This window comes from Avibacterium sp. 20-126, assembly GCF_044358625.1.
Taxonomy (GTDB): Bacteria; Pseudomonadota; Gammaproteobacteria; order Enterobacterales; family Pasteurellaceae; genus Avibacterium.
In genome coordinates this window covers 1,298,240-1,321,351 of record NZ_CP091457.1, presented here as the reverse complement: position 1 = coordinate 1,321,351, position 23,112 = coordinate 1,298,240, and the positions used below count along the sequence as shown (strand labels likewise).

Genomic DNA, 23,112 nt, shown 5'->3' with positions numbered 1-23,112 from the left:
CTTATTACATAAAGGAGTCCGTTATGGAAACTCAACTCTCTAAACAAGAAATAAAACAAGCAATGAAATTTGACTCTACGGATTTTGGTTGGGTCATTATGAGTATTGGTATGGCAATTGGTGCGGGAATCGTGTTTCTTCCTGTACAGGTTGGCTTAATGGGAATGTGGGTATTTTTACTTTCGTCTATTATTGGTTATCCGGCAATGTATTTATTTCAAAGGTTATTTATTAATACATTGGCAGAATCACCAAAATGCCAAGACTACCCCAGTGTTATTTCTGGCTATTTAGGTAAAAATTGGGGGATTCTATTAGGCTTACTTTATTTTATTATGCTGATTATTTGGATGTTTGTTTATTCTACTGCAATTACAAATGACAGTGCCTCTTATTTACATACCTTTGGGTTAACCGATGAATTATTATCAAAAAATCCATTTTATGGATTAGTGATTATCTGTATTTTAGTCGCAATAGCTTCCCGTGGTGAACAACTATTATTTAAGTTGTCTAGTTTTATGGTGCTTACTAAGCTATTTGTTGTCATTGCACTAGGATTTTCAATGATTGGAATGTGGCATTTATATAATATAGGCGCATTACCTGAAACAGGTTTGCTGATTAAAAATGCTATTATTACTTTACCTTTCACATTAACCTCTATTTTATTTATTCAGACTTTAAGTCCAATGGTTATTTCTTATCGTTCTCGTGAACAAAATAGGGAGATCGCACGACGCAAAGCATTAAGAGCAATGAATATTGCGTTTTTAGTTTTATTTACTTCTGTCTTTTTCTATGCTGTCTCTTTTACCTTAGCAATGGGAAGAGAAGAAGCCTTAAAAGCCTATGAGCAAAATATTTCCGCTTTAGCGATTGTTGCACAATTTTTCCCAGGTTCTTGGGCAACCTATGTTGGTATGATTTTAAATATTTTTGCGGTGATGACAGCTTTCTTTGGTGTATATTTAGGTTTCCATGAAGCAACGCAAGGGATTGTATTGAATATGTTACAACGCTTTATGCCGGCAGATAAAATTAATCAGAAATGGGTTGCTAAAGGAATTATGTTAGCCGCTATTCTGCTTGCTTGGAGTGCTATTGTATTAAATGCGCCAGTATTAAGCTTCACGTCTATTTGTAGCCCGATTTTTGGTTTAGTTGGTTGCTTGATTCCAGCTTATTTAGTTTATAAAGTACCAATGTTACATAAATATAAAGGCATCGCACTTTATATCATTATTATTACTGGCATTTTATTATGTATTTCACCATTTTTAGCATTAATGTAGGAGCTTATGATGAACGCACATTTATTGGCTTTTGAGTCAGCATTGATAAATATTGTAAAGCAGGATGTTGTGCCTGCATTAGGGTGTACAGAACCGATTTCTCTAGCACTAGCCTCCGCGACTGCCGCATCATATTTAGGGCAATTCCCAGATAAAATTGTGGCAAAAGTTTCACCAAATCTAATGAAAAACGGCTTGGGAGTCGCGGTTCCTGGTACGGGAATGGTTGGATTGCCTATTGCCGCCGCGGTAGGTGCGATTGGCGGAGATGCAAAAGCCGGATTAGAGGTATTAAATAAAATTACACCAGAGCAGGTAGAGCAGGCTAAACAGCTTTTAGCGCAACACAAAGTGAGTGTTTGTATTCAGCAAACGGATCAAATTTTGTATGCAGAATCAACGCTATATGCTGGCGATGATTGGGTAAGGGTGGTTATTCAAGGACAGCATACGAATATTATTCTTATTGAGAAAAAAGGGGAGGTTATCTATCAAGTAGAAGATAACCAACATCAAGACCTTGATCCTTATGCAATTTTTGAGCAGCTAAAGGCAAAAGATATTTTTGATTTTTCAATGACAGTGCCTTTGGATAAAATTGCATTTATTAATCAAGCTGAAAAATTGAATAAAGCTTTATCTAATGAAGGATTACGTAGTGATTATGGATTACGTATAGGCCGTACATTACAGAAACATATTGGTGATGGGCTTATATCAGATGATTTGCTTTCACGTATTATGATTAATACAACAGCGGCATCAGATGCCAGAATGGGCGGCGCTAGTTTACCGGCAATGAGTAATTCTGGTTCGGGTAATCAAGGTATCACTGCGACAATGCCTGTTGTTGTCGTGGCGGATCATCTCAAGGTTGATGAAGAAAAACGTACACGCGCATTATTTTTATCACATTTAATGGCAATTTTTATTCATAGTAAGCTACCAAAACTTTCTGCCCTTTGTGCGGTAACTACTGCGGCAATGGGAAGTTGTGCTGGGATTTCTTATTTATTAACAGATAAATTTGATACGGCAGCAATGGCGATAAGTAGTATGATCGGTGATATTAGTGGGATTATTTGTGATGGCGCTGCAAATAGTTGTGCAATGAAAGTATCGACAAGTGTTACATCAGCATATAAATCGGTGTTGATGGCAATGAATCAAACAGGTGTAACCGGTAATGAAGGGATTGTGGAACATTGTGTTGATGAAAGTATAGAAAATTTATGTGCGATTGCTTGTAAGAGTATGCAACACACAGATGTGCAAATTATTGAGATTATGGCAAACAAACCTCAAGGCTAGCCTTTACTAGAATAAAATATTGATATCCCTCTCGGTTTATCAAAATAAACAGCCTATTTCTTACAAACCAGGAATAGGCTGTTTTTTATCTTCATTTCTTATGAGAATCACTTGTGAATCTATGCCCATACTATAAATTTTCTTAATGGTAAAAACACCTTTTCTAATAATAGGTATCGCTATTTTTCCTCGTTTTATATAATCCGCTCGCTTTTTAACATCAAGAAGAACAATAGGAGAATAGAATGAAAAAACTAGCATTTGCTGGTGCATTATTTGTATTTGCGACAACTAGCGCAAATGCCATTGATGTGGTGAGTAAAGATGGGAAGGTGGATTTTGGTTCACATTTTGAAGCAACAGTATTAACTGATAAGGTTGATGGCGGTTGGGAGATGATCTGGGGGCCGAAAGAGCAACTTTGGCTAACAGAACGTGCAGGCAGAAATATCGTGAGCATTGATCCCAAAACGGGCGAGAAAACCGTGTTGTACCATTTTGCCAATGCCTATGAAAAATTCCCACATCAAGGCGTGTTAGGGTTAGCCTTAGATCCAAATTTTGATGCAGGTGAACCTTATGCTTATGCGGCCTATACTTATGTGGACGGCGAGAAAAAATTCGCCCGTATTGTCCGTTTAACCTATGATGGGAAAGCCAACAAATTAGGTGATGAGAAAATTGTCATTGACCATATTATTGCTGGTGTCGATCACAATGCTGGACGTATTAAATTTGGTCCAGATGGCAAACTTTATTACACCACAGGCGATCTAGGTTATAACCAAGGTAAACACGTTTGCGATGAAATTACTTCACAAAAATTGCCAACAGCAGAACAGGTGAAAAATCACGACTACCAAGCTTATAACGGAAAAACCTTGCGTCTTAACAAAGATGGCTTAATTCCTGATGATAACCCTGTCATTAAAGGGGTGAAAAGCCACGTTTATACCTACGGACACCGCAATCCACAAGGTTTAGTATGGGTAGGAAATCATCTTTATAGCACAGAGCAAGGCCCTTCAAGTGATGATGAATTGAACAAACTTGAAGCAGGTGGAAATTATGGCTGGCCACACGTTGCGGGATTTAAAGATGATTTAGCTTATGTTTATGCGAATTATTCTGCTGCGGTAAATTGCCCGAGCGTGAAATATGATCCCAATGTGATTCCTGAAGGCGTGCCAACACAAAAAGAAACGGATTACAAAGAACCTGTGATTGATCCTGTCAAAACGTTCTTCACGGTGAATAATGACTACAATTACACTAACGCCACTTGTGGAAAACTGGCTTATATTTGCTGGCCAACAATTGCACCGGGTAATGCGGTATATTATCCGAAAGATGGCGTTATTCCAGAGTTCCGTAATTCATTATTATTAGCAACCTATAAGAGTGGGGCAATCTATCAAGTCAAAATGAATGAAGATGCGAGTAATGTGCAAGGGGATACGGCAAAATATTTCACCAGTGCAAACCGTTATCGCAATGCTTTAGTTAGCCCAGATACCCGTAAAATTTATGTGGTAACAGATAATATGGGAAATGGCCGTCAATTAGATGACACACCAACCTCAAAAATGGCAAATCCTGGTTCAATTATTGTCTTTGAATATATAGGGCAATAATGGCTAATCTGTACCTTAAATTAGGTATCCAGTTTTTCGAGTACAGATCAGACTGTGGTTAAATAGTAAAAGTGCGGTGATTTTTCACCGCACTTTTTATCGGGATTATTTTTTCCAAATAATATGATATTGACGATCTTCTTCTTGGTGGGAAATGAGGAACTTGGCAAAAATATCGTCCATTTCATCTTGCGAATTAACTAAGCCGATCCAAACTTCAGCATATTCATCAGGATCAATCAATACGCCGATTTCTTCTTCCCAATCTTCTGCCGTTTCGACAAATTCAACCGCACCGCGTTCTTCAAATTGTAAATTGAAGAGAACAATATCCGCAGGATCAAGGTTTTCTCCGGCCATTTCAAGGAAGATGTCATAGGCAATATCAATAGCAGTATCAGGATTGAGTTTTTTTATTTGTTCTGTCATTGGTTTTTTTATTTGTTTGAAAAGAGTGCGTATCATAGCATAAGAATAATCAGGAAAGAAAAAGTGCGGTAATTTTTTACCGCACTTTGCCTTTTATCTTTTGGGCGATACTCGCGTTTAACCAGTATTACGCATTCCAGCGGCAATACCTGTAATGGTGATCATCAAGGCTTGCTCAACATCAGGATTTGGGTTTTCAGGGTTTTCACGCAAACGGCGTAATAATTCCACTTGTAATAAGTTGAGTGGATCAGTGTAAATATTACGCAAAGCGATAGATTCTGCAATCCAAGGGAGATCGGACATTAATTGATCTTCGTGCGATAAAGAGAGAATTGTTTGAATATCAGCGTTTAATTGTTCGCGTAAAGATTGCCCTAAATACCATAATTCAGGTTTCACAAGATGTTGATCATAGTGTTCAGAAAGCCAAGTATCGGTTTTACTGAACACCATTTCTAACATACCAATCCGTGTTGAGAAAAATGGCCATTGTTTACACATTTCTTCAATAATATTGCCTTTACCTTGCTCAATAGCAAGCCGTACTGAAGCCCCTGCACCAAGCCAAGCAGGTAGCATTAAGCGGTTTTGCATCCAAGCAAAAATCCAAGGAATCGCACGCAGACTTTCCACGCCACCATTAGGATTGCGTTTCGCCGGGCGTGAACCCAATGGTAATTTTGATAGTTCTTGTTCTGGTGTCGCAGAGCGGAAATATGGCACAAAATCTTTATCGCCACGCACCACGCGACGATAAATATCGCAAGATGTGCGAGAAAGCTCATCCATTACTTCACGCCAAGCCGTTTTTGGTTCTGGTGGGGGTAATAAATTGGCTTCTAAAATAGCACTTGCGTAAAGATCTAAACTGCCTACTGCCACCGCAGAGAGACCAAGTTTAAAGCGGATCATTTCTCCTTGTTCGGTGACACGTAAACCATTTTTTAAGGAACGCGGCGGTTGAGAAAGAAGCGCAGCGTGTGCAGGTGCGCCCCCTCGTCCAATGGTACCACCACGCCCGTGGAATAGGGTGAGTTCGATGCCTAATTCTTCACATAAATTGACGAGTTGTTCTTGCGCACGATATTGCGCCCAAGAAGCGGCCATCATTCCCGCATCTTTTGCACTGTCGGAATAGCCAATCATCACCATTTGTTTATTATTGATGACTCCACGATACCAGCCGATATTGAATAATTGACGCATCACCTCTTCGGAGGCGTCTAAATCGTCTAATGTTTCAAATAACGGTACAACAGGTAAGTGGTAAGGTACGCCAGCTTCTTTTAGCAATAAATGCACGGCAAGTACATCGGAAGCGGTGCGCGCCATTGAAATAATATAGCAAGAAATCACGCCTTCGGACTGTTCTGCAATCACTTTACAGGTATCTAGCACTTCTTGCGTTTCTGCAGAAGGTTGCCAATCGCGCGGTAAGAGTGGACGGCGTGAACTGAGTTCACGAATTAAGAAAGCTTGTTTGTCATCTTCTGTCCATTGTGAATAATCACCTAAACCAATATAACGGGTGATTTCCGCAATGGCATCGCTATGTCTTGTGCTTTCTTGGCGAATATCAAGGCGAGAAAGCGATAAGCCAAAGCAACGAATACGGCGTAAGCAATCAAGTAATGCCCCATTTGCAATAATTCGCATACCGCATTGATGGAGGGATTGATAGCAGTCATAAAGTGGTTCCCAAAGCTGTTCATCATCAGTTAAACATTCTTCTGACGCAACAGCAGGGATTTTGCCTTCTAGTTGCTCGCCATAATAGGCAACGGTTTTGATCAGTTTGCTACGCAATTGTTTGATGACAAAGCGATAGGGTTCTAAGTGATCGCCATATTTAGCGCGAAATTCAGGCGTACATTGAATTACAGAAAGTTCATCGGCTAAGGCTTTGATATCTTCTAAAAATAATTCAGCTGCTTTCCAGCGATTCATTAGTAACACTTGGCGAGTCGTTTGGGCAGTCACAAATGGGTTACCATCACGATCCCCACCCATCCAAGAAGAAAAACGCACTGGAGCAAGATCCACCGGTAATTGCACCGCAAAGTTTTTTTCTAAATGAAAATTAAATAGGCGACAAAATTCTGGCACCGCTTTCCATAGGCTATTTTCAATCACCGCCATTCCTGCTTTGGCTTCATCAACAGGGGTTGGGCGTTGGGTACGAATTTCATTCGTATGCCAAGCGAGGGCAATCAGCTGCATTAAACGGCGTTTAAGTTTGGTTGTTTCGGCTTCGGTTAAATCATCGTGTTCTAAACGGCTTAAGCAGCGGTTGATTTCGACGTGTTTATGCCCAAGTGAGCGGCGTGTTACCTCGGTTGGGTGAGCGGTAAGCACCAATTCAATAATCAGTTTTTGTACCGCATCAAGGACTTTCTCAACAGGAACATTTTGTGCTTTTAAACGTTGAAATAAGGCTTCTAACGTGCGATCGGAAGATTCTTGGTCAATATGCTGACGAGAAATTGTTTGGTATTGTTCAGCAATATTGGTTAAGTTCAAAAAATGGCTGAAGGCTCTCGCGACAGGAATAATGTTTTCGTCAGAAATTGTCGCAAGGGTATCAAGTAGCTGCTGGCGTGCTTTTTCATCACCTGCACGGGAATTGCGTGATAACACACGAATATTTTCAATTAAGTCAAGAATATCACTACCTTGTGCATCACTAATGGTTTCGCCCAAGAAATGCCCAAGCATATTGATGTTGTTACGCAGTGTTGTGTATTGTTGGATCATAAGCACCTCACAAAAAAATAAATTCGTTTTCTGTGATAGATATAATCAAAAATAGGGAGAAAGGTCAATTATTTAAAAGATAAAAAATAATATAAATCAAAAGTGCGGTGGTTTTTTTATGAATTTTTTATCTTTTTTTATATGAAATCTAATAATGTTAGTAATTTGTTAAAATTTAGTCTAAAAAATTGCCCGTTATAGTAACGGGCAGGAAATGAATTATAATTGTTTAACTGAACTGCGAACGACTAATTCAGGGTGCATTTCTATAATTTGGTGCTGACCTGATTTATCACTAATGCGTTGGAATAATAAATTCACCGCTTGTGCGCCTAAACGAGATTTAGACTGATGTATTGTGGTAAGTGGCGGTGAATAAAAACGCGAGGCGTGAATATTGTCATAGCCAATAATAGAAATATCATCAGGCACTTTCAGTCCTTTTTCTCCAATGGCAGAGATTGCACCTAATGCCATTACATCATTGCAACAGAATACCGCGCTAGGTAAGTGTTCTTGCTTTAAGATTTTATTCATACATTCATAGCCATCTTCTGGCTCAAAAAAACCTTCCATTACCCAATCGGGATTAATTGGCAAATTAGCCTCTGTCATTGCTTTAACAAAACCTTCATAACGTGTTTTAGCCGTGGTTTTAATTAATTCACCTGCAATGATACCAATGGCTTTATGCCCATTATCAATCAGATATTTGGTTGCCATATAGCCACCTTCAAAGCTGTTGTCTTGAATAATATCTGTATTTTGATTATTTGGTCCCCAATCCATTACTACCATTGGAATATCGGTGAAATTTGCCAGCAGATCGAGGGAATCTTGCGTGTATTCTGCACACATCACTAACACCCCATCTACGCGTTTTTTAGCAAGCATTTCAAGGTGATTTTTAATTTTTTCTGGCTCATTTTGGGTATTGCATAAAAATAATGAATAGCCTTGGCGATAGCAATGCTCTTCAACGGCGTGAATAATTTCAGCAAAATAAGGGGCTTCACTGGTGGTTACGATCATACCAATTGATTTTGTGGTATTGACTTTCAAACTTCTCGCTACCGCACTGGGTGAATAATTGAGTGCTTGAATCGCCTCACGTACTTGCTTTTCTGTTTCAGGTGCAACAAAGCGCGTTTTATTAATTACGTGGGATACCGTCGTGGTGGACACGCCCGCCATTTTTGCCACATCTTTAATTGTTGCCATAATTCCTCCGAAAAAATTTTGGCTATTATAAAGGGCGAAATCGAATTGTTAAGGGTTATTGCGAAAAAATTTGCACTTCATCACAGCTTTTTCCTGTTTACTTAAGAAAGTTTCTTTTTTTCACAATTTTGCTATAATCCCGACAAGTTTTATCAACTTTTAGGAGTAAATTATGGGTACATTTGGTTATGCAATGATGATGGTTGTGCTATCTTTAGGCGTGATCCTAACGCTTGCCTCATCAATTTTTTAATGAGTTGATTTAAAAGAAAAAGCTAAGTTTAGAAAACTTAGCTTTTTTTATAACGCATTGTTTTTATAAAAGTTCCTTAGGTAAAGAGAACTCACCTTAGTGAGTTTCCAGTTCCTAAATTAAATTGAAAATAAAGCTAAACAAGTAATAAATTAAAGTTTATCTGCGTTTTGTTTTAAGTATTTTGCAACGCCTTCAGGGCTGCCGGTCATTCCTTCTTTGCCTTTTTCCCATTGTGCTGGGCAAACTTCACCGTGTTCTTCGTGGAATTGTAACGCATCAACCATACGGATCATTTCATCAATGTTACGACCAAGTGGAAGATCGTTTACAACTTGGTGACGAACAACGCCATCTTTGTCAATTAAGAATGAAGCACGAAGTGCAACGCCTGCTTCAGGGTGTTCAATACCGTATGCTTGAGCAATCTCGTGTTTAACGTCTGCAACCATTGCAAATTGAACTTCACCGATACCGCCTGCATCAACAGAGGTTTTACGCCACGCATTGTGAGTGAATTGAGAGTCAATAGAAACACCAACCACTTCAACACCACGGTTTTTGAATTCTTGATAACGGTGATCGAATGCGATGATTTCAGATGGACATACGAAAGTGAAATCTAAAGGCCAGAAGAAGATAACTGCTGGTTTACCTTCGATGTGTTTTTTTAAGTTAAAATTATCAACAATTTCACCGTTGCCTAATACAGCGGATGCAGTAAAATCTGGTGCTTGACGAGTTACTAATACCATAGTAAAAATCTCCTATAAAAAATTAATGATAGATATGCTTAAACAACAATAAGCGTAAATCGGGAAATATTCTAAAGAAAAGCACCGCACTTGAATAACTGTTTTTATCTATTAAATTGATTATTTTTACCTAAATTTAATAAAAGTAAGGAAAATGTATGAAAGCAAATACTACATCGAACACCACCTTTGTCCACGTTGGACGCAAAAAGAGAATGACGCAAGGCAGTGTGAATCCTGTGATTCAGCGTGCCTCTTCTTTAGTTTTTGATTGCTTAGCAGATAAAAAAGAAGCCGGCAAAAACCTCACTAAAGGCGCATTATATTATGGACGTCGCGGTACGCTCACTCATTTTGCCTTACAAGATTTAATGTGTGAATTAGAAGGCGGGGCAGGCTGTTATCTTTACCCTTGTGGGGCTGCTGCGGTAACCAATACCATTCTTTCTTTTGTGGCAACTGGTGATCATATTTTGATGACAGGTGCGGCTTATGAGCCAACTCAAGTGTTCTGCAACGTGATTTTGCAAAAAATGGGGGTAAGTACCACCTATTATGATCCGCTGATGGGGGCTGAAATTGCCAATTTAATGCAGCCAAATACTAAAGTGGTGTTCTTAGAATCACCAAGCTCACTGACAATGGAAGTGCCTGATATTCCTGCGATTGTAAAAGCTGTGCGTGCGGTTAATCCTGATGTCGTGATTATGATTGATAATACTTGGGCAGCGGGCGTGTTATTTAAGGCGCTGGAACACGATATTGATATTTCTATCCAAGCGGGGACGAAATATTTAGTAGGGCATTCTGATGCAATGATCGGCACTGCAGTATCTAACGCCCGTTGTTGGGATAAATTGCGTGAACATTCTTATTTAATGGGGCAAATGGTGGATGCAGATACCGCCTATGTTACCGCACGGGGTATTCGTACCTTAGCGGTTCGCCTAAAACAACATCAAGAAAACAGCATAAAAGTTGCGCAATGGTTAGCTCAACAGCCTGAAGTAAAAGCGGTCTATCACCCAGCTTTAGCAAGCTGTCCGGGACACGAAAACTTTAAGCGTGATTTCACGGGTGCCAGCGGGTTATTTTCTTTTGAGCTAAAAGAGAAATTAACACAAGAACAATTAGAACGCTTTATGGATCATTTTGAACTGTTTTCAATGGCGTATTCTTGGGGAGGATTTGAGTCATTAATTTTATATAATCAACCAGAAGAGATTGCTAAAATTCGCCCTAATATTGATAGAAAACTGACTGGCACATTAATCCGTGTGCATATTGGTTTTGAAGAAGTTGAAGATTTAATCGCTGATTTGAAAGCGGGCTTTGAACGTTTGAAAGGTTAAAATGCCTGACCCCACATTAAAAGTGGGGTCATTTTTTTGCGAAAAGTTAATTTTCTTTTTTCAATTTGATTTCTTGCACCCATTTATTGACTAAGCGTTTGCCTTCTTCTGCCGAACCAAAACGGTCAAAATCAATATTGATCAGCTTCAAGGTTTTAGGATCAACCGATTTGGGTGAGGCTTGCGCATTCACATTGGTTGGAATTTGATACACACCAGCCTCACGCCAAGGAATTTCTTGTGCCTCTTTAGATAATGCCCAATCCACAAATAATTTTGCGTTATCCAAGTTTCTTGCGCCTTTAATAATGCTCAATCCACCAAGGGAATAACTATCCCCCTCACAAGGCAAAATGGCTTCCACTGGTGCGCCATTTTCTTTCTCGGTGGCATAACTATGCACGAACCCAACACTGACTGCACTTTCACCGCGTGCTAAATTACTAGTAACTTGATTGCTCTTCATATATTGAGAAACATTTTTATCTAACTGTTTTAGATAGGCAAAGGCTTTTTCTTCACCGAGTAATTCAATCAGCGTAACAATCGCTGTATAAGTCGTGCCAGAAAGTTGAGGATCTGGCACTTGAATTTGTCCTTTTAAGCGGGGATCAAGCAAATCTTTCCAACATTTCGGATAGTCTTTAATGCCTAGCTCAGCAAATTTTTCAGTATTTACACCAAAACCAAGTACGAGCATATATAAAATAGACGTCAGATCGCCTTTTTTATCTAACAATGCTTTAAACTGTGGCATTGTTTCAGCTTGTATTGGTGAACGATAAGGGCTGAGCAAACCCAGATCGCCAGCTTGATAATGTAATTCAATCGTACCGCCGTACCAAACATCCGCTTGCGGATTGTGTTGTTCTGCTTTTAACTTGGATAAGGTTGCTCCTGTACTATTACGCACAAATTGAGTTTGCACATGATACTTCTTACTAAAAGCTTGCGTGATTTTCTCACAAGTCGTACTTTGCACACTACAATAGACGGTGAGCTTGCCTTCAGCCTGAACAGCATTAGAAAACAGCGTTGCCGAGCCTAAACAAAGTGCGGTGTAAATTTTACTTAAATTTTTATTTAGAAAGTTCATTCTCACGCCCTATTCTTTTCCTTTTACATCAATAATAAACACTTCCGATTGCGATCCCAATCGCATTGGAATTCCCCAAAATCCATAACCTGAAGTAACGAAAAAATGCCCGTTGCCAATTTTCTCATAACCGTAATCTAAACGATATAACACCTTTGTGATTAAATTTGCTGGAAAGATTTGTCCTTTATGTGCGTGGCCTGAAACCTGAATATCAATAGGTAAGGTTGAATGTGCCATAATTTCTGTTGGACGGTGATCCAATAGAAAAATAGGTAAATGGGTATTTAAGCGATTAATTATATCTTTGGTTTTTGGACGCGCTTTAAATAAATCATCATTACGCCCAATCAGCACAAAACGATTATCTACTTGCACTGCTTGATCCATCAGAACCGTAATGCCAGCTTGACGAATTTCGTTGGCAATCGCCTGCTGTTGCCCAAAGAAATCGTGGTTACCTAAGGTGGCATAAACGCCAAGTGGGGCGTGTAATTTAGCAAGATGCGGTCGCATTTTTTCTGCGACATAAGCGCGAATATTATCATCCATAATATCGCCCGGGAGTAAAATAATATCGACTTTTTGCTCGTTCATTATTTCAGCCAGCTTATCCAACTGTTTGCCACCAAATAATCGTCCAAGGTGAAAATCACTCGCCATTCCAATACGCAAGGGTTTGAAAGGTTTATCCAAGGTAATTTGATAATGAATGACTTGTGGCGTGTAAGCATTATAGACGCTCAATCCAATCAAACTGATTAAACCAACAGGATAAAGCCAAGCTAAGGTGCGGTGCAATTTTGGCTTAAATTTTTGTTTTCTAAAAATAAAGTAAATAGCTACACAGGCTAAGCTGACAAAGCTGGCAAAAAGCAGAAATGCCAAAATAAAAGCACTAGTGCGAAACATCGGGTAAATACGCGAGACAGTGAGCAAAATAATACTGTTTGCAGCGAGATAAGTACTCAGGGTGAAAATTTTACGACAAACAGGACTGGCATTTTGCAAATAAAGCCAAGAGAGGGTGCGGTTAAAAATATAAATAAAACATTGTAAGAAAATAATACAAATTGCGAAAATAATCTGGTATCGCATTATGAACAGCTTTCCTAACGTAAAAAATCATAAAGTGCGGTTATTTTTAACCGCACTTTTATTCTTTGTCAATGTAAACTTACTTTAGTTTCACTTCTTCTATCCAACGTTTTATTAATCGTTTCCCTTCTTCGTCTGAACCAAAGCGATCAAAATCAAAGTCAATGAGTTTTAAGGTTTTTGGATCGGTTGAATTTGGCGAGGCTTTGGCGTGAATATTGGTTGGAATTTGGTACATTTTTTCTTCACGCCACGCAATTTCTTGTGCTTCTGGGGTTAATGCCCAGTCCATAAATAATTTCGCATTGTCTAAATTTCTCGCCCCTTTCAAAATACTGATACCACCAAGCGAATAGCTATCCCCCTCACAAGGTAAAATTGCTTCCACTGGCGCGCCATTTTCTTTTTCTGTTTGATAACCATTAATAAAACCGATGGTTACCGCTGCATCCCCACGCGAGAGATTGGATTTCTCTGTGCCACTTTTTGCATATTGGGAAATGTTTTTATCTAAAGCTTTAAGATAACGAAAGGCTTCTTCTTCACCGAATAATTGCACGAGTGTTGCGATAAAGGTGTAGCCGGTACCTGTATTGCGTGGATCTGGCATTTGAATTTGATCTTTAAATTTGGGATCGGTTAAATCTTTCCAACATTTTGGGTAGTCCTTAATGCCTAATTGTTTGAACTTTTCTGTGTTTACACCAATGCCTAACACAATAATATAGCCAATTGCGGTTACATCACCGTGCTTGTCGAGCAATGCTTTAAATTGTGGCATTGTTTCCGCTTGTAGGGGCGAACGATAAGGTTCGAGTAATCCTAATTGCGCAGCTTGAAAATGAGGCTCAATGGTGCCGCCATACCAAATATCCGCTTGTGGCAAGGCTTGTTCTGCTTTGATTTTAGCTAAGGTTGCTCCTGTGCTATTACGCACAAATTTGGTGTCCACGTGATATTTTTTAGCAAAAATTTGAGCCATTTTTTCGCACACAGAATGTTGCACGCTACAATAAATATTGAGTCGTCCTTCCGCGTTAGCATTGTGGCTAAATAAAAAGAATCCACCTAGCACAATAAAAATTAAGCCACATTTTGATAAAAATGATGAGAAAAAAGGTTTAAATTGCATTGTCATTTCCTTATTAATTAAATGATTAAAAAGTCATATTGACGAGCAAGGAAGAAATTAGAAAGGTAAAAAAGAATATTCTGCAACATAGCTATTTGCAAGAATATGATCTAATTAGTTTCCTACGTCAGCATTAACTGAATCAGGTTCACGGGTATCATCTCAGCTTAAAAAGCACCCCGACTAATTCCCGTTTAGTATAGAAAGGGCAGGATATTGCTGTCAAATAGAAAAGACTAAATGGCTATAATTAATGATGAAAAAAGGAAATAAAAATAAGCAAAAAAATAACCGCACTTCTTATCCGCAAAGAAATAACAAAATAAAGGCGTTTGGGGTTTCATAGAAAGAAAAGTGCAGTGAAATTTTCCTGATTTTTTCACCGCACTTTTGTGATTGAGGTTTTACTAAGCAGGGGCTTGGAAGATCACTTCCTGTGCTTTTTGCGTATATTGATTAAGTTGATCAAAATTCATATAGCGATAGGTGTCTTCCTTGTCTTGCTGCAAATCCGCCACATAGGCTTGATATTCTTCTGGCGTTGGCAGTTTGCCGAGCAATGCAGCCACAGCGGCGAGTTCTGCTGATGCCAAATACACATTTGCCCCTTGCCCTAAGCGGTTCGGGAAATTGCGGGTTGAAGTGGAAACCACTGTGGCATTATTGGCGACACGGGCTTGATTGCCCATACAAAGTGAACAACCGGGGATTTCAATCCGTGCGCCACTTTTACCATAAATGCTGTAATAGCCTTCTTCTGTCAGTAGGCTGGCATCCATTTTAGTTGGTGGGGCGAGCCATAAGCGAGTTGGAATGACCTCTTTAAACTTGGCTAATAATTTTCCAGCAGCACGGAAATGGCCAATATTCGTCATACAAGAGCCGATAAACACTTCGTCAATGTTATCCCCTTGCACCTCAGAAAGAAGGCGAGCGTCATCAGGATCATTTGGCGCACATAAAATCGGTTCTTTGATTTCATTGAGATCGATTTCAATCACGGCAGCATATTCTGCATCAGGCTCCGCGCTGAGTAATTGAGGATTTTCTAACCATTTTTCCATTGCGTTGATACGGCGTTCTAGCGTACGAGCGTCGCCATAACCTTCTGCAATCATCCATTTGAGTAATACAATGTTGGAATTCAGGTATTCAATGATTGGTGCTTTGTCTAATTTTATGGTACAAGCGGCGGCAGAGCGTTCTGCTGAAGCATCGGAAAGCTCAAAGGCTTGCTCCACTTTAAGATGCTCTAATCCTTCAATTTCTAAAATGCGACCAGAGAAAATATTTTTCTTGCCTTGTTTTTCTACCGTGAGCAGGCCTTGTTGAATGGCATAATAAGGAATGGCGTGGACTAAATCACGCAAGGTGATGCCCGGCTGCATTTCACCTTTGAAGCGAACAAGCACACTTTCCGGCATATCCAGTGGCATTACACCTGTGGCAGCAGCAAACGCCACCAAGCCTGAACCAGCAGGGAAAGAAATGCCAATCGGGAAGCGAGTGTGTGAATCTCCACCAGTTCCTACGGTATCAGGCAATAACATACGATTTAGCCAAGAGTGGATAACGCCATCTCCGGGACGAAGCGATATACCGCCTCGGTTCATAATAAAATCAGGCAACGTGTGATGGGTGACCACATCCACTGGTTTAGGGTAGGCGGCGGTATGGCAGAAAGATTGCATCACAAGATCTGAGGAAAATCCTAAACAGGCGAGATCTTTCAGTTCATCACGGGTCATTGGGCCGGTGGTATCTTGTGAGCCGACAGAGGTCATTCTTGGTTCGCAATATTGTCCCGGACGAATACCTTCTACACCGCAGGCGCGCCCGACCATTTTTTGTGCGAGGGTAAAACCTTTATGGTTATCTGCTATTGCTTGTGGTTTGGCAAAAATATCATTTTCAGCTAAACCTAAACTTTGGCGTGCTTTATGTGTTAAGCCTCGTCCGATAATTAATGGAATACGTCCGCCAGCGCGTACTTCATCTAATAGTACATTGGTTTTTAACTGAAATTCGGCTAATACTTGATCGCTATTATGCTGGCAAATTTTGCCTTGATAAGGGTAAATATCAATCACATCCCCCATATTGAGTTTACTTACATCGACCTCAATCGGTAATGCCCCCGCATCTTCTAACGTATTAAAGAAAATAGGGGCAATTTTTCCGCCTAATACCACGCCACCCGCGCGTTTATTCGGAATATAAGGAATATCCTCTCCCATAAACCATAGCACCGAATTCGTCGCAGATTTGCGAGATGAACCTGTGCCTACAACGTCGCCCACATAAGCCAGTGGATAGCCTTTTTCTTTTAAGGCATTAATTTGTTGAATTGGCCCAATATTGCCAGCTTCATCTGGTTGGATACCTTCTCGTTCATTTTTTAGCATTGCTAGAGCGTGCAAAGGAATATCTGGACGTGACCACGCATCTTGAGCAGGAGAAAGATCATCTGTGTTGGTTTCACCCGATACTTTAAATACGGTAACAGTGAGTTTTTCGTCTAATTTTGGACGTGATAAAAACCATTCTGCCTTTGCCCAAGATTGAAGAATTTGTTGTGCGTAAGCGTTGCCTTGTTTGGCACGTTGTTCTACATCGTAGAAATTATCGAACATTAATAACGTGGAAGAAAGGGCGAGGACGGCATAAGGGGCAAGGGTGTCATTATCAAGGGCTTGGAGCAGTGGTTCAATATTATAACCACCTTGCATTGTACCTAAAATTTGTACCGCACTTTCAGGACTAATTAAGGGGGAGTGGGCGCTACCATTGACGATGGCGGCAAGAAAAGAGGCTTTCACATAAGCGGCTTCATCCACCCCAGCAGGTACGCGGGTTTTAAAAAGCTCAAGAAGATATTCCGTTTGCTCTGCTGGGGGATGTTTTAATAATTCAATAAGCTGTGCGGTTTGTTCGGCATCTAATGGTTTTGGCACAACACCCTGTGCGGCACGTTCATCAATATGTTTTTGGTAATCGTGTAGAAAGTTTGACATTGTGTTTCCTCTTATTGTTTTTATCGTTAGGGATAGCACTTTTCTTTTTTCTCACTTGAGTTAACTAAAAGAAAAGTGCGGTGCTTTTTTTGAGTGTTTTTATTTAGAAAACTTTCTTAAATGGTTTGATGATGACTTCGCCATAAACCCCTGCTTCCACATAAGGATCTTGGTTTGCCCATTGTTGAGCAGCTTCAAGACTGTCAAATTGAGCAATAACCGTTGAACCGGTAAAGCCTGCCTCGCCGGGGTTTTCATCATCAATGGCTGGATTTGGCCCCGCGGTTAATAGACGATTTTCTGCTTGTAATTGTTTTAAACGAGCGAGGTGTTGCTCACGCACAGCAAGACGCTGAGCGAGTGTGTTGGGTTTATCTTGTGCGAAGATAACATAATACATTTTGTTGTTCTCCTTGATTAGGGTTTTGCCATTAATGCTAATGCTTTTTCTAATTCTGGGTTGTTTTCTCGCGGAATGGCACGAGATTTTCCTTTATTATCTACTGCAACGAAGGTAAAGATCGCTTCCGTCACACAATAACGTTCACCAATGGGTTCACTGGACACTTTTTTAGCCCATACTTCAATTTTTATTTGAATAGAAGAACGGCCGACTTTAACACATTGCCCATAACAGCATACCACATCGCCAACGGAGATTGGGCGGATAAAGGTCATACTATCAACGGCAACGGTAACGACACGCCCGTGTGCGATTTCTTTCGCTAAAATAGCACCGCCCATATCCATTTGCGACATAATCCAACCGCCGAAAATATCGCCGTTGGCGTTGGTATCAGAAGGCATCGCTAATGTACGAAGTAATAAACTACCTTGGGATTGTCGCCCCGTTTTGGTTTCAATAAAAACAGACATAATTTTTCCTATTGTTGTTCTTTATTATCCGTTTGTGGAAGATAACGATAAATATAAACGCCCGTTGCTACTGTTGCAATAAGGCTAAGCCCAATAATTCCAAACGTTTTGAAATCGACCCAAATATCGTCAGAGAAATATTGGCTAATGATAATATTAATCACCATACAAAATAGAAAGAAGCACGCCCAGCCCATATTTAATTTATACCAAACCGCATCAGGTAGCTGAATTTCTTTACCTAATAATTGCTGAATGAGCGGTTTGTTAAATATCACTTGACTAATGATTAATGCCAAAGCGAACAAGGCATAAATCACCGTCACTTTCCATTTTAAAAATGCTAATTCGTTGAAATAGGCGGATAATGCACCAAAAAAAACCACCGCACTTCCCATAATGAGTTGCTGTTTTTCAATTTTACCGTATTTGACTTTTAGCACCACCAGCTGAATGACGGTGGCAATAATTAGGGCAATTGCGGCTTCACGAATCCCCACTAGTTTATACACAATAAAAAAGACGAGTAGGGGAATAAATTCTAAAATCTGTTTCATTATTGTTGATCCTTGCGCATAAATAAGCTGTAAAAGCGGTAGGTGAAAAGTAAAGAAAATACGCTCACTACGGCAGTTAAAAAGAGCATTAGGACATCGAAAATAAGATTGTCGCTTAATGCCGTGATACGTCTCAGTACAAAAGGCAGTACGAGATAAATTAACAAACAATAAATCAATAACGGCGCAATGCGTTTTACGCCGCTTAACCAGCTATTTTTCAATGCTTGCATAATGCTTACAGGGTTAATGAGATATTCCGTAGAAGCAAGGCTTAAGCGCACAAAAATAAAAAAGCCAAGCAAAATCGCAACCAAAGAAAGCATTGAAGGCGATTGCCCTTGTAAAATAGCGAACAGGCTTTCTACCACGCCAATCATCAGCGGAATAAATCCAATCAAGCTAATGACTACTACGCCAATAAAACGTTGTAAAGTTAGCACCGCACTTTGATTTAATGGATTTTGTTGTTGAATACTAATGTGGTGAAAAGTGAGAATACCCCAAGAAGAAAGAAATAGGCTGACTAATTGTTGTGCGATGCCTAACAGTAAAAATTCAGCACTGATATTATTCGGTAAGGGTAAACTTTGTCCATTTGCCTGACTGATTTCGGGCATCGGTACGATCGTCGTTAAAAGAAAATAGAAAATTAGTGCATTAATAAAAAAGAAAAAGATAAATTGCTGGGTAATCGTCCTTTGATTACGCATAAAATTCCAACAATCTTGAAAAATTTGAGTAAAATTAATGTTCATTCTTTATTTCCAGTAAAAAATCATTGCGACATTATACAATAACTTGCTAACCATTGCTTTTCCTTTAGTAGAAACCTCGTCTTGTTGTGAATAAGGATTTTTTGCGTTGTCATATTTGATTTTGGGTTAGATCAAATCTTCTCTATTGTTAAACAAAATGAAAAGTGCGGTAAATAAAATTTTTAAATTTTTTAACAAAATTTTAAAAACTTTGAACTACATCACAAAATTGAGATTTGTGATAAGCCATAATCTTCCCGTCTGAATTGTTTATTTTCTATGGTAGAAAACCTTTATTTTGCTATCAAAAGAAAAGCAAAATAATTTTATTAGTTACATTGAAATGCAAGTATATTCATTTTATAGTAAATGTTAAATTCCTGTTACATTCTATTAAAGAGGTATTGTATGTCTGCAACGCATTTAATTGATACATTAGCGCAAATTGTTACACCTAAATATCTGATTACCGATCCATTAAAAGCTGAAGAGTACAGCACGGGTTATCGCTTTGGGCAAGGCAAGGTGCTTGCGGTTGTTCGTCCTGGTTCATTATTGGAATATTGGAAGGTGTTAAAAGCCTGTGTGGCAGCCGATGTGATCGTGATTTCACAAGCAGCAAATACGGGGCTTACAGGAGGTTCAACGCCGGCAGGAAATGATTACGAGCGTGATATTGTTTTGATAAATACTATGCGAATGACAGGCATTCAACCCATTAATAATGCCGAGCAAGTGGTGTGCTTTGCAGGTTCGCGTTTAAATGATCTGGAGATGTTGCTGAAAGAATATAAACGTGAACCGCATTCTGTTATTGGTTCATCTTGTATTGGTGCTTCGGTGATTGGTGGAATTTGTAATAATTCTGGTGGTGCATTGGTTCAACGTGGTCCAGCTTATACGGAAATGGCGTTGTATGCACAGTTAGATGAGAATGGTGAATTACATCTGATCAATAATCTTGGTATTGATTTAGGCGAGACGCCAGAAGAAATTCTTACCAACTTACAAGCAGGACGTTATCAGCGTAAAGATATTCATCTTGACTGCGGAAAAGGACACGATCACGATTATTGCAATCACGTTCGCCAAATTGATGCCGACACGCCAGCACGTTTTAATGCCGATCCTAACCGTCATTATGAAGCCTCTGGTAGTGCGGGAAAGTTGGGGGTGTTTGCTGTACGTTTGGATACGTTCCCACAAGATAAAGAAAGTGCGGTGTTTTATATTGGCACAAATGACACGCAAGTTTTAACGGATATTCGCCGTCATATTTTGGCAGAATTTAGTACCTTACCTGTATCGGGCGAATATATTCATCGTGATGCTTTTGATATTGCGGCAGAGTATGGAAAAGATACGTTCTGGGTGATTAAACGTTTTGGCACGCACCGTTTGCCAAAATTATTTGCGCTCAAAGCCAAAGCTGATCGCCTAATGAAAAAATTGACTTTTTTACCAAATCATATCAGCGACAAAATGTTGCAATTTGTTTCTAAATTGTTGCCACAGCATTTGCCACAACGCTTGAGAGATTATCGCGATCAATATGAACATCATTTAATCCTAAAAATGGGCGGGAATGGCGTGCAAGAAGCCAGAGAATATTTGCAGACACGCTTTGCCGATAAGTCCAAAGGGGCATATTTTGAATGCAGTGCAGAAGAAACACAAGCCGCGATGTTACATCGTTTTGCTGTGGCATCAGCGGCAATTCGTTATCGTGCAATTCACGAGCCAGAGGTGGAAGAAATCGTGGCATTGGATATTGCCTTGCGTCGTAATGATCAAGATTGGTTCGAGAAACTTCCTGCAGAGTTGGAAAATAAATTGATCCATAAACTGTATTACGGACATTTTATGTGCTATGTATTCCATCAAGATTATTTGGTGAAAAAAGGCTATGATTGGCAAGAAATCGAACACGAAATGTTAGCATTGCTTGATCAGCGTGGAGCGCAATATCCAGCGGAACATAATGTCGGACATTTATATGAAGCGAAACCTGAATTAAAAGCCTTTTACCAAAAATTAGATCCAACCAACAGCTTCAACCCGGGGATTGGTAAAACCTCTAAAAAGAAAAATTGGGCATAATTTATGTTTAGTCGCAGAACTAAAGTGCGGTCTAATTTTTAGAAAAATTTAGTAAAATGCCTAGATGTTCATCTAGGCATTTTTTCTATATTTTCTCTTTAATTAATTTCGCCATCATTTCGATATGGGCAGGTTCTGCGTTAAGAGCAGGGATATATTGGAAGGATTTTCCCCCATTCTGAAGAAAAATTTCGCGATTTTCTACTTCAATTTCTTCCAATGTTTCTAAACAATCTGCAGAAAAACCGGGGCAAATAACCGCAACTTTTTCGATACCTTGCTGGCGAGTTGCATTTTGTAAGAAATGATTCGTATAAGGCTGTAACCATTCTTCACGTCCAAAACGAGACTGAAAGCAGAGTTGCCATTGATTTTCTGTTAAACCTAGGCGATCGACCACAGCGAGGGTGGTTTGTTTACAGTGTTCACGATAATAGTCGCCCTCTTGTTCATAACGCAATGGAATACCGTGATAGGAAAACAGTAAAAATTCATCCGATTTCATTTTTGCTTTAATAGATTGCGCTAAGGCATCAATATAATGCGCATCAAGATGATAAGAATGGATAAATTCAAACGGCACAAGCCCTCGAATGGATTTTAATGCGTGAGCAAAACAATCCAAGACAGCCGCCGTTGTGGTGCTACTATATTGTGGGTAAAGCGGTAGCACAATAATTTTATCAACTTGATTTTTGAGTAAATTTTCCACCGCACTTTGCATAGAGGGATTGCCATAAGTCATTCCTATTTCAACAATGGTATTGATTCCTTGTTGTGTAAAATATTGCTGTAACTTTTGTTGCTGCTGTTTAGCAATGACCAATAAGGGAGAGCCTTGTTCCGTCCATACACTACGGTAAGTTTCAGCCACCCGTCTAGCACGTATTGGTAAGATGATGCCACGAAGTAAAGGATACCATTTCCAACGGGGCAAATCGACGACGCGAGGATCGGTCAGAAATTGCCATAAATAACTTGAAATAGCCTTGGATTGAGGGGCATCTGGAGTGCCTAAATTGGCAAGAATAATGCCGATTTTTGGGTTTTTCATTGATTGACCACGCTTAATGTCAGTTTTGCAAAGCAGCATAGTTTATCGGCTTGATCTTTAATGTCAATTTGCCAAAATTGAGTGGTTTTTCCTAAACGGATAGGGGTTGCTCTGGCGGTTACCACACCTTCTCGAACTGGGCGAAGGTGGCTTGCGTTAATTTCTAATCCAACAACGGCTTGGTTTGTTTCGACACAGCAAAACCCAGCCATTGAACCTACGGTTTCGGCTAATGCGGCAGAAATCCCACCGTGTAAAAAGCCCATTGGCTGGGTGGTACGTTGATCAATAGGCATCGTGGCTTCCAACCAATCGTCCCCTTGGGCGTGAAATTGAATGCCTAAATGTGCCACGGCACAATGGGCATTAAATTGATTAAGTTGGTCTAAAGTAAATGATTTTTTCCAAATTTTCATTGTG

General features: G+C 39.6%; 19 protein-coding genes and 1 riboswitch. Of the genes, 5 read left to right on the top strand and 14 right to left on the bottom strand.

What is annotated here, in order from left to right:
* The first annotated feature begins 23 nt into the window (after positions 1-23).
* The 3 genes from L4F91_RS06050 to L4F91_RS06040 all read left to right on the top strand — a co-directional run bounded on the left by L4F91_RS06050 (position 24) and on the right by L4F91_RS06040 (position 4,240).
* A complete protein-coding gene (locus L4F91_RS06050; RefSeq protein WP_250350071.1) occupies positions 24-1,295 on the top strand; it encodes an amino acid permease in 1,272 nt (423 codons plus the stop codon).
* A gap of 9 nt (positions 1,296-1,304) precedes the next feature.
* Complete coding sequence (locus tag L4F91_RS06045; RefSeq protein ID WP_395897837.1) at positions 1,305-2,606, top strand: serine dehydratase subunit alpha family protein; 1,302 nt, start codon at positions 1,305-1,307, stop codon at positions 2,604-2,606.
* A gap of 245 nt (positions 2,607-2,851) precedes the next feature.
* Complete coding sequence (locus L4F91_RS06040) at positions 2,852-4,240, top strand: glucose/sorbosone family PQQ-dependent dehydrogenase (protein ID WP_395895385.1); 1,389 nt, start codon at positions 2,852-2,854, stop codon at positions 4,238-4,240.
* Positions 4,241-4,345: 105 nt separating this feature from the next.
* On the opposite strand, the gene L4F91_RS06035 is transcribed toward L4F91_RS06040, so the two are convergent.
* The 4 genes from L4F91_RS06035 to L4F91_RS06020 all read right to left on the bottom strand — a co-directional run bounded on the left by L4F91_RS06035 (position 4,346) and on the right by L4F91_RS06020 (position 9,655).
* Positions 4,346-4,669: an HI1450 family dsDNA-mimic protein gene (locus tag L4F91_RS06035; protein ID WP_395895382.1), complete on the bottom strand. Its 324-nt coding sequence runs from the start codon at positions 4,667-4,669 to the stop codon at positions 4,346-4,348.
* A gap of 117 nt (positions 4,670-4,786) precedes the next feature.
* Complete coding sequence (gene ppc, locus L4F91_RS06030; protein WP_395895380.1) at positions 4,787-7,426, bottom strand: phosphoenolpyruvate carboxylase; 2,640 nt, start codon at positions 7,424-7,426, stop codon at positions 4,787-4,789.
* Between the two features lie 219 nt (positions 7,427-7,645).
* Positions 7,646-8,647, bottom strand: coding sequence for an HTH-type transcriptional repressor PurR (purR, locus tag L4F91_RS06025; RefSeq protein ID WP_395895378.1), 1,002 nt, complete (start codon positions 8,645-8,647; stop codon positions 7,646-7,648).
* A gap of 405 nt (positions 8,648-9,052) precedes the next feature.
* On the bottom strand, positions 9,053-9,655 hold the full coding sequence (locus tag L4F91_RS06020) for a peroxiredoxin C (protein WP_250350077.1): 603 nt from the start codon (positions 9,653-9,655) through the stop codon (positions 9,053-9,055).
* A 158-nt stretch (positions 9,656-9,813) separates the two neighbouring features.
* Between L4F91_RS06020 and metC the strand changes: the two genes are divergently transcribed.
* Positions 9,814-11,007 carry a cystathionine beta-lyase gene (gene metC / locus L4F91_RS06015; protein ID WP_395895376.1) on the top strand — a complete coding sequence of 398 codons (1,194 nt, stop codon included), beginning with the start codon at positions 9,814-9,816 and terminating at the stop codon, positions 11,005-11,007.
* 46 nt (positions 11,008-11,053) lie between these two features.
* Here the strand turns inward: metC and L4F91_RS06010 are convergent, their stop codons facing one another.
* The 8 genes from L4F91_RS06010 to L4F91_RS05975 all read right to left on the bottom strand — a co-directional run bounded on the left by L4F91_RS06010 (position 11,054) and on the right by L4F91_RS05975 (position 19,493).
* Positions 11,054-12,103: an ABC transporter substrate-binding protein gene (locus L4F91_RS06010; protein WP_395895374.1), complete on the bottom strand. Its 1,050-nt coding sequence runs from the start codon at positions 12,101-12,103 to the stop codon at positions 11,054-11,056.
* Positions 12,104-12,112: 9 nt separating this feature from the next.
* On the bottom strand, positions 12,113-13,201 hold the full coding sequence (locus tag L4F91_RS06005) for a metallophosphoesterase (protein WP_395895372.1): 1,089 nt from the start codon (positions 13,199-13,201) through the stop codon (positions 12,113-12,115).
* Positions 13,202-13,280: 79 nt separating this feature from the next.
* The gene (locus L4F91_RS06000) at positions 13,281-14,333 is read right to left on the bottom strand and encodes an ABC transporter substrate-binding protein (protein ID WP_395895370.1); all 1,053 of its coding nucleotides are present in this window, start codon (positions 14,331-14,333) and stop codon (positions 13,281-13,283) included.
* 102 nt (positions 14,334-14,435) lie between these two features.
* A riboswitch (TPP riboswitch) is annotated at positions 14,436-14,525 on the bottom strand.
* Between the two features lie 215 nt (positions 14,526-14,740).
* On the bottom strand, positions 14,741-17,347 hold the full coding sequence (gene acnB / locus L4F91_RS05995; protein WP_395895368.1) for a bifunctional aconitate hydratase 2/2-methylisocitrate dehydratase: 2,607 nt from the start codon (positions 17,345-17,347) through the stop codon (positions 14,741-14,743).
* A 103-nt stretch (positions 17,348-17,450) separates the two neighbouring features.
* On the bottom strand, positions 17,451-17,747 hold the full coding sequence (locus L4F91_RS05990; protein ID WP_395895366.1) for a YciI family protein: 297 nt from the start codon (positions 17,745-17,747) through the stop codon (positions 17,451-17,453).
* Between the two features lie 17 nt (positions 17,748-17,764).
* Complete coding sequence (yciA, locus tag L4F91_RS05985) at positions 17,765-18,223, bottom strand: acyl-CoA thioester hydrolase YciA (protein ID WP_250350084.1); 459 nt, start codon at positions 18,221-18,223, stop codon at positions 17,765-17,767.
* 8 nt (positions 18,224-18,231) lie between these two features.
* Positions 18,232-18,780 (bottom strand): septation protein A, encoded by a 549-nt coding sequence (locus L4F91_RS05980; protein WP_395895364.1) that lies wholly within the window; start codon positions 18,778-18,780, stop codon positions 18,232-18,234.
* Positions 18,780-19,493 (bottom strand): hypothetical protein, encoded by a 714-nt coding sequence (locus tag L4F91_RS05975; protein WP_395895361.1) that lies wholly within the window; start codon positions 19,491-19,493, stop codon positions 18,780-18,782. Before L4F91_RS05975 ends, L4F91_RS05980 begins: the two co-directional genes overlap by 1 nt.
* A 453-nt stretch (positions 19,494-19,946) precedes the next feature.
* On the opposite strand from L4F91_RS05975, the gene dld reads away from it, so the two are divergent.
* Entirely contained in the window at positions 19,947-21,638 is a 1,692-nt protein-coding gene (dld, locus tag L4F91_RS05970) for a D-lactate dehydrogenase (protein WP_395895359.1), read from the top strand.
* A gap of 85 nt (positions 21,639-21,723) precedes the next feature.
* On the opposite strand, the gene hemH is transcribed toward dld, so the two are convergent.
* Both hemH and L4F91_RS05960 read right to left on the bottom strand, forming a co-directional pair.
* On the bottom strand, positions 21,724-22,692 hold the full coding sequence (gene hemH / locus L4F91_RS05965; RefSeq protein ID WP_395895357.1) for a ferrochelatase: 969 nt from the start codon (positions 22,690-22,692) through the stop codon (positions 21,724-21,726).
* Entirely contained in the window at positions 22,689-23,108 is a 420-nt protein-coding gene (locus L4F91_RS05960) for a hotdog fold thioesterase (RefSeq protein WP_250364439.1), read from the bottom strand. Before L4F91_RS05960 ends, hemH begins: the two co-directional genes overlap by 4 nt.
* Between the last annotated feature and the right edge of the window lie 4 nt (positions 23,109-23,112).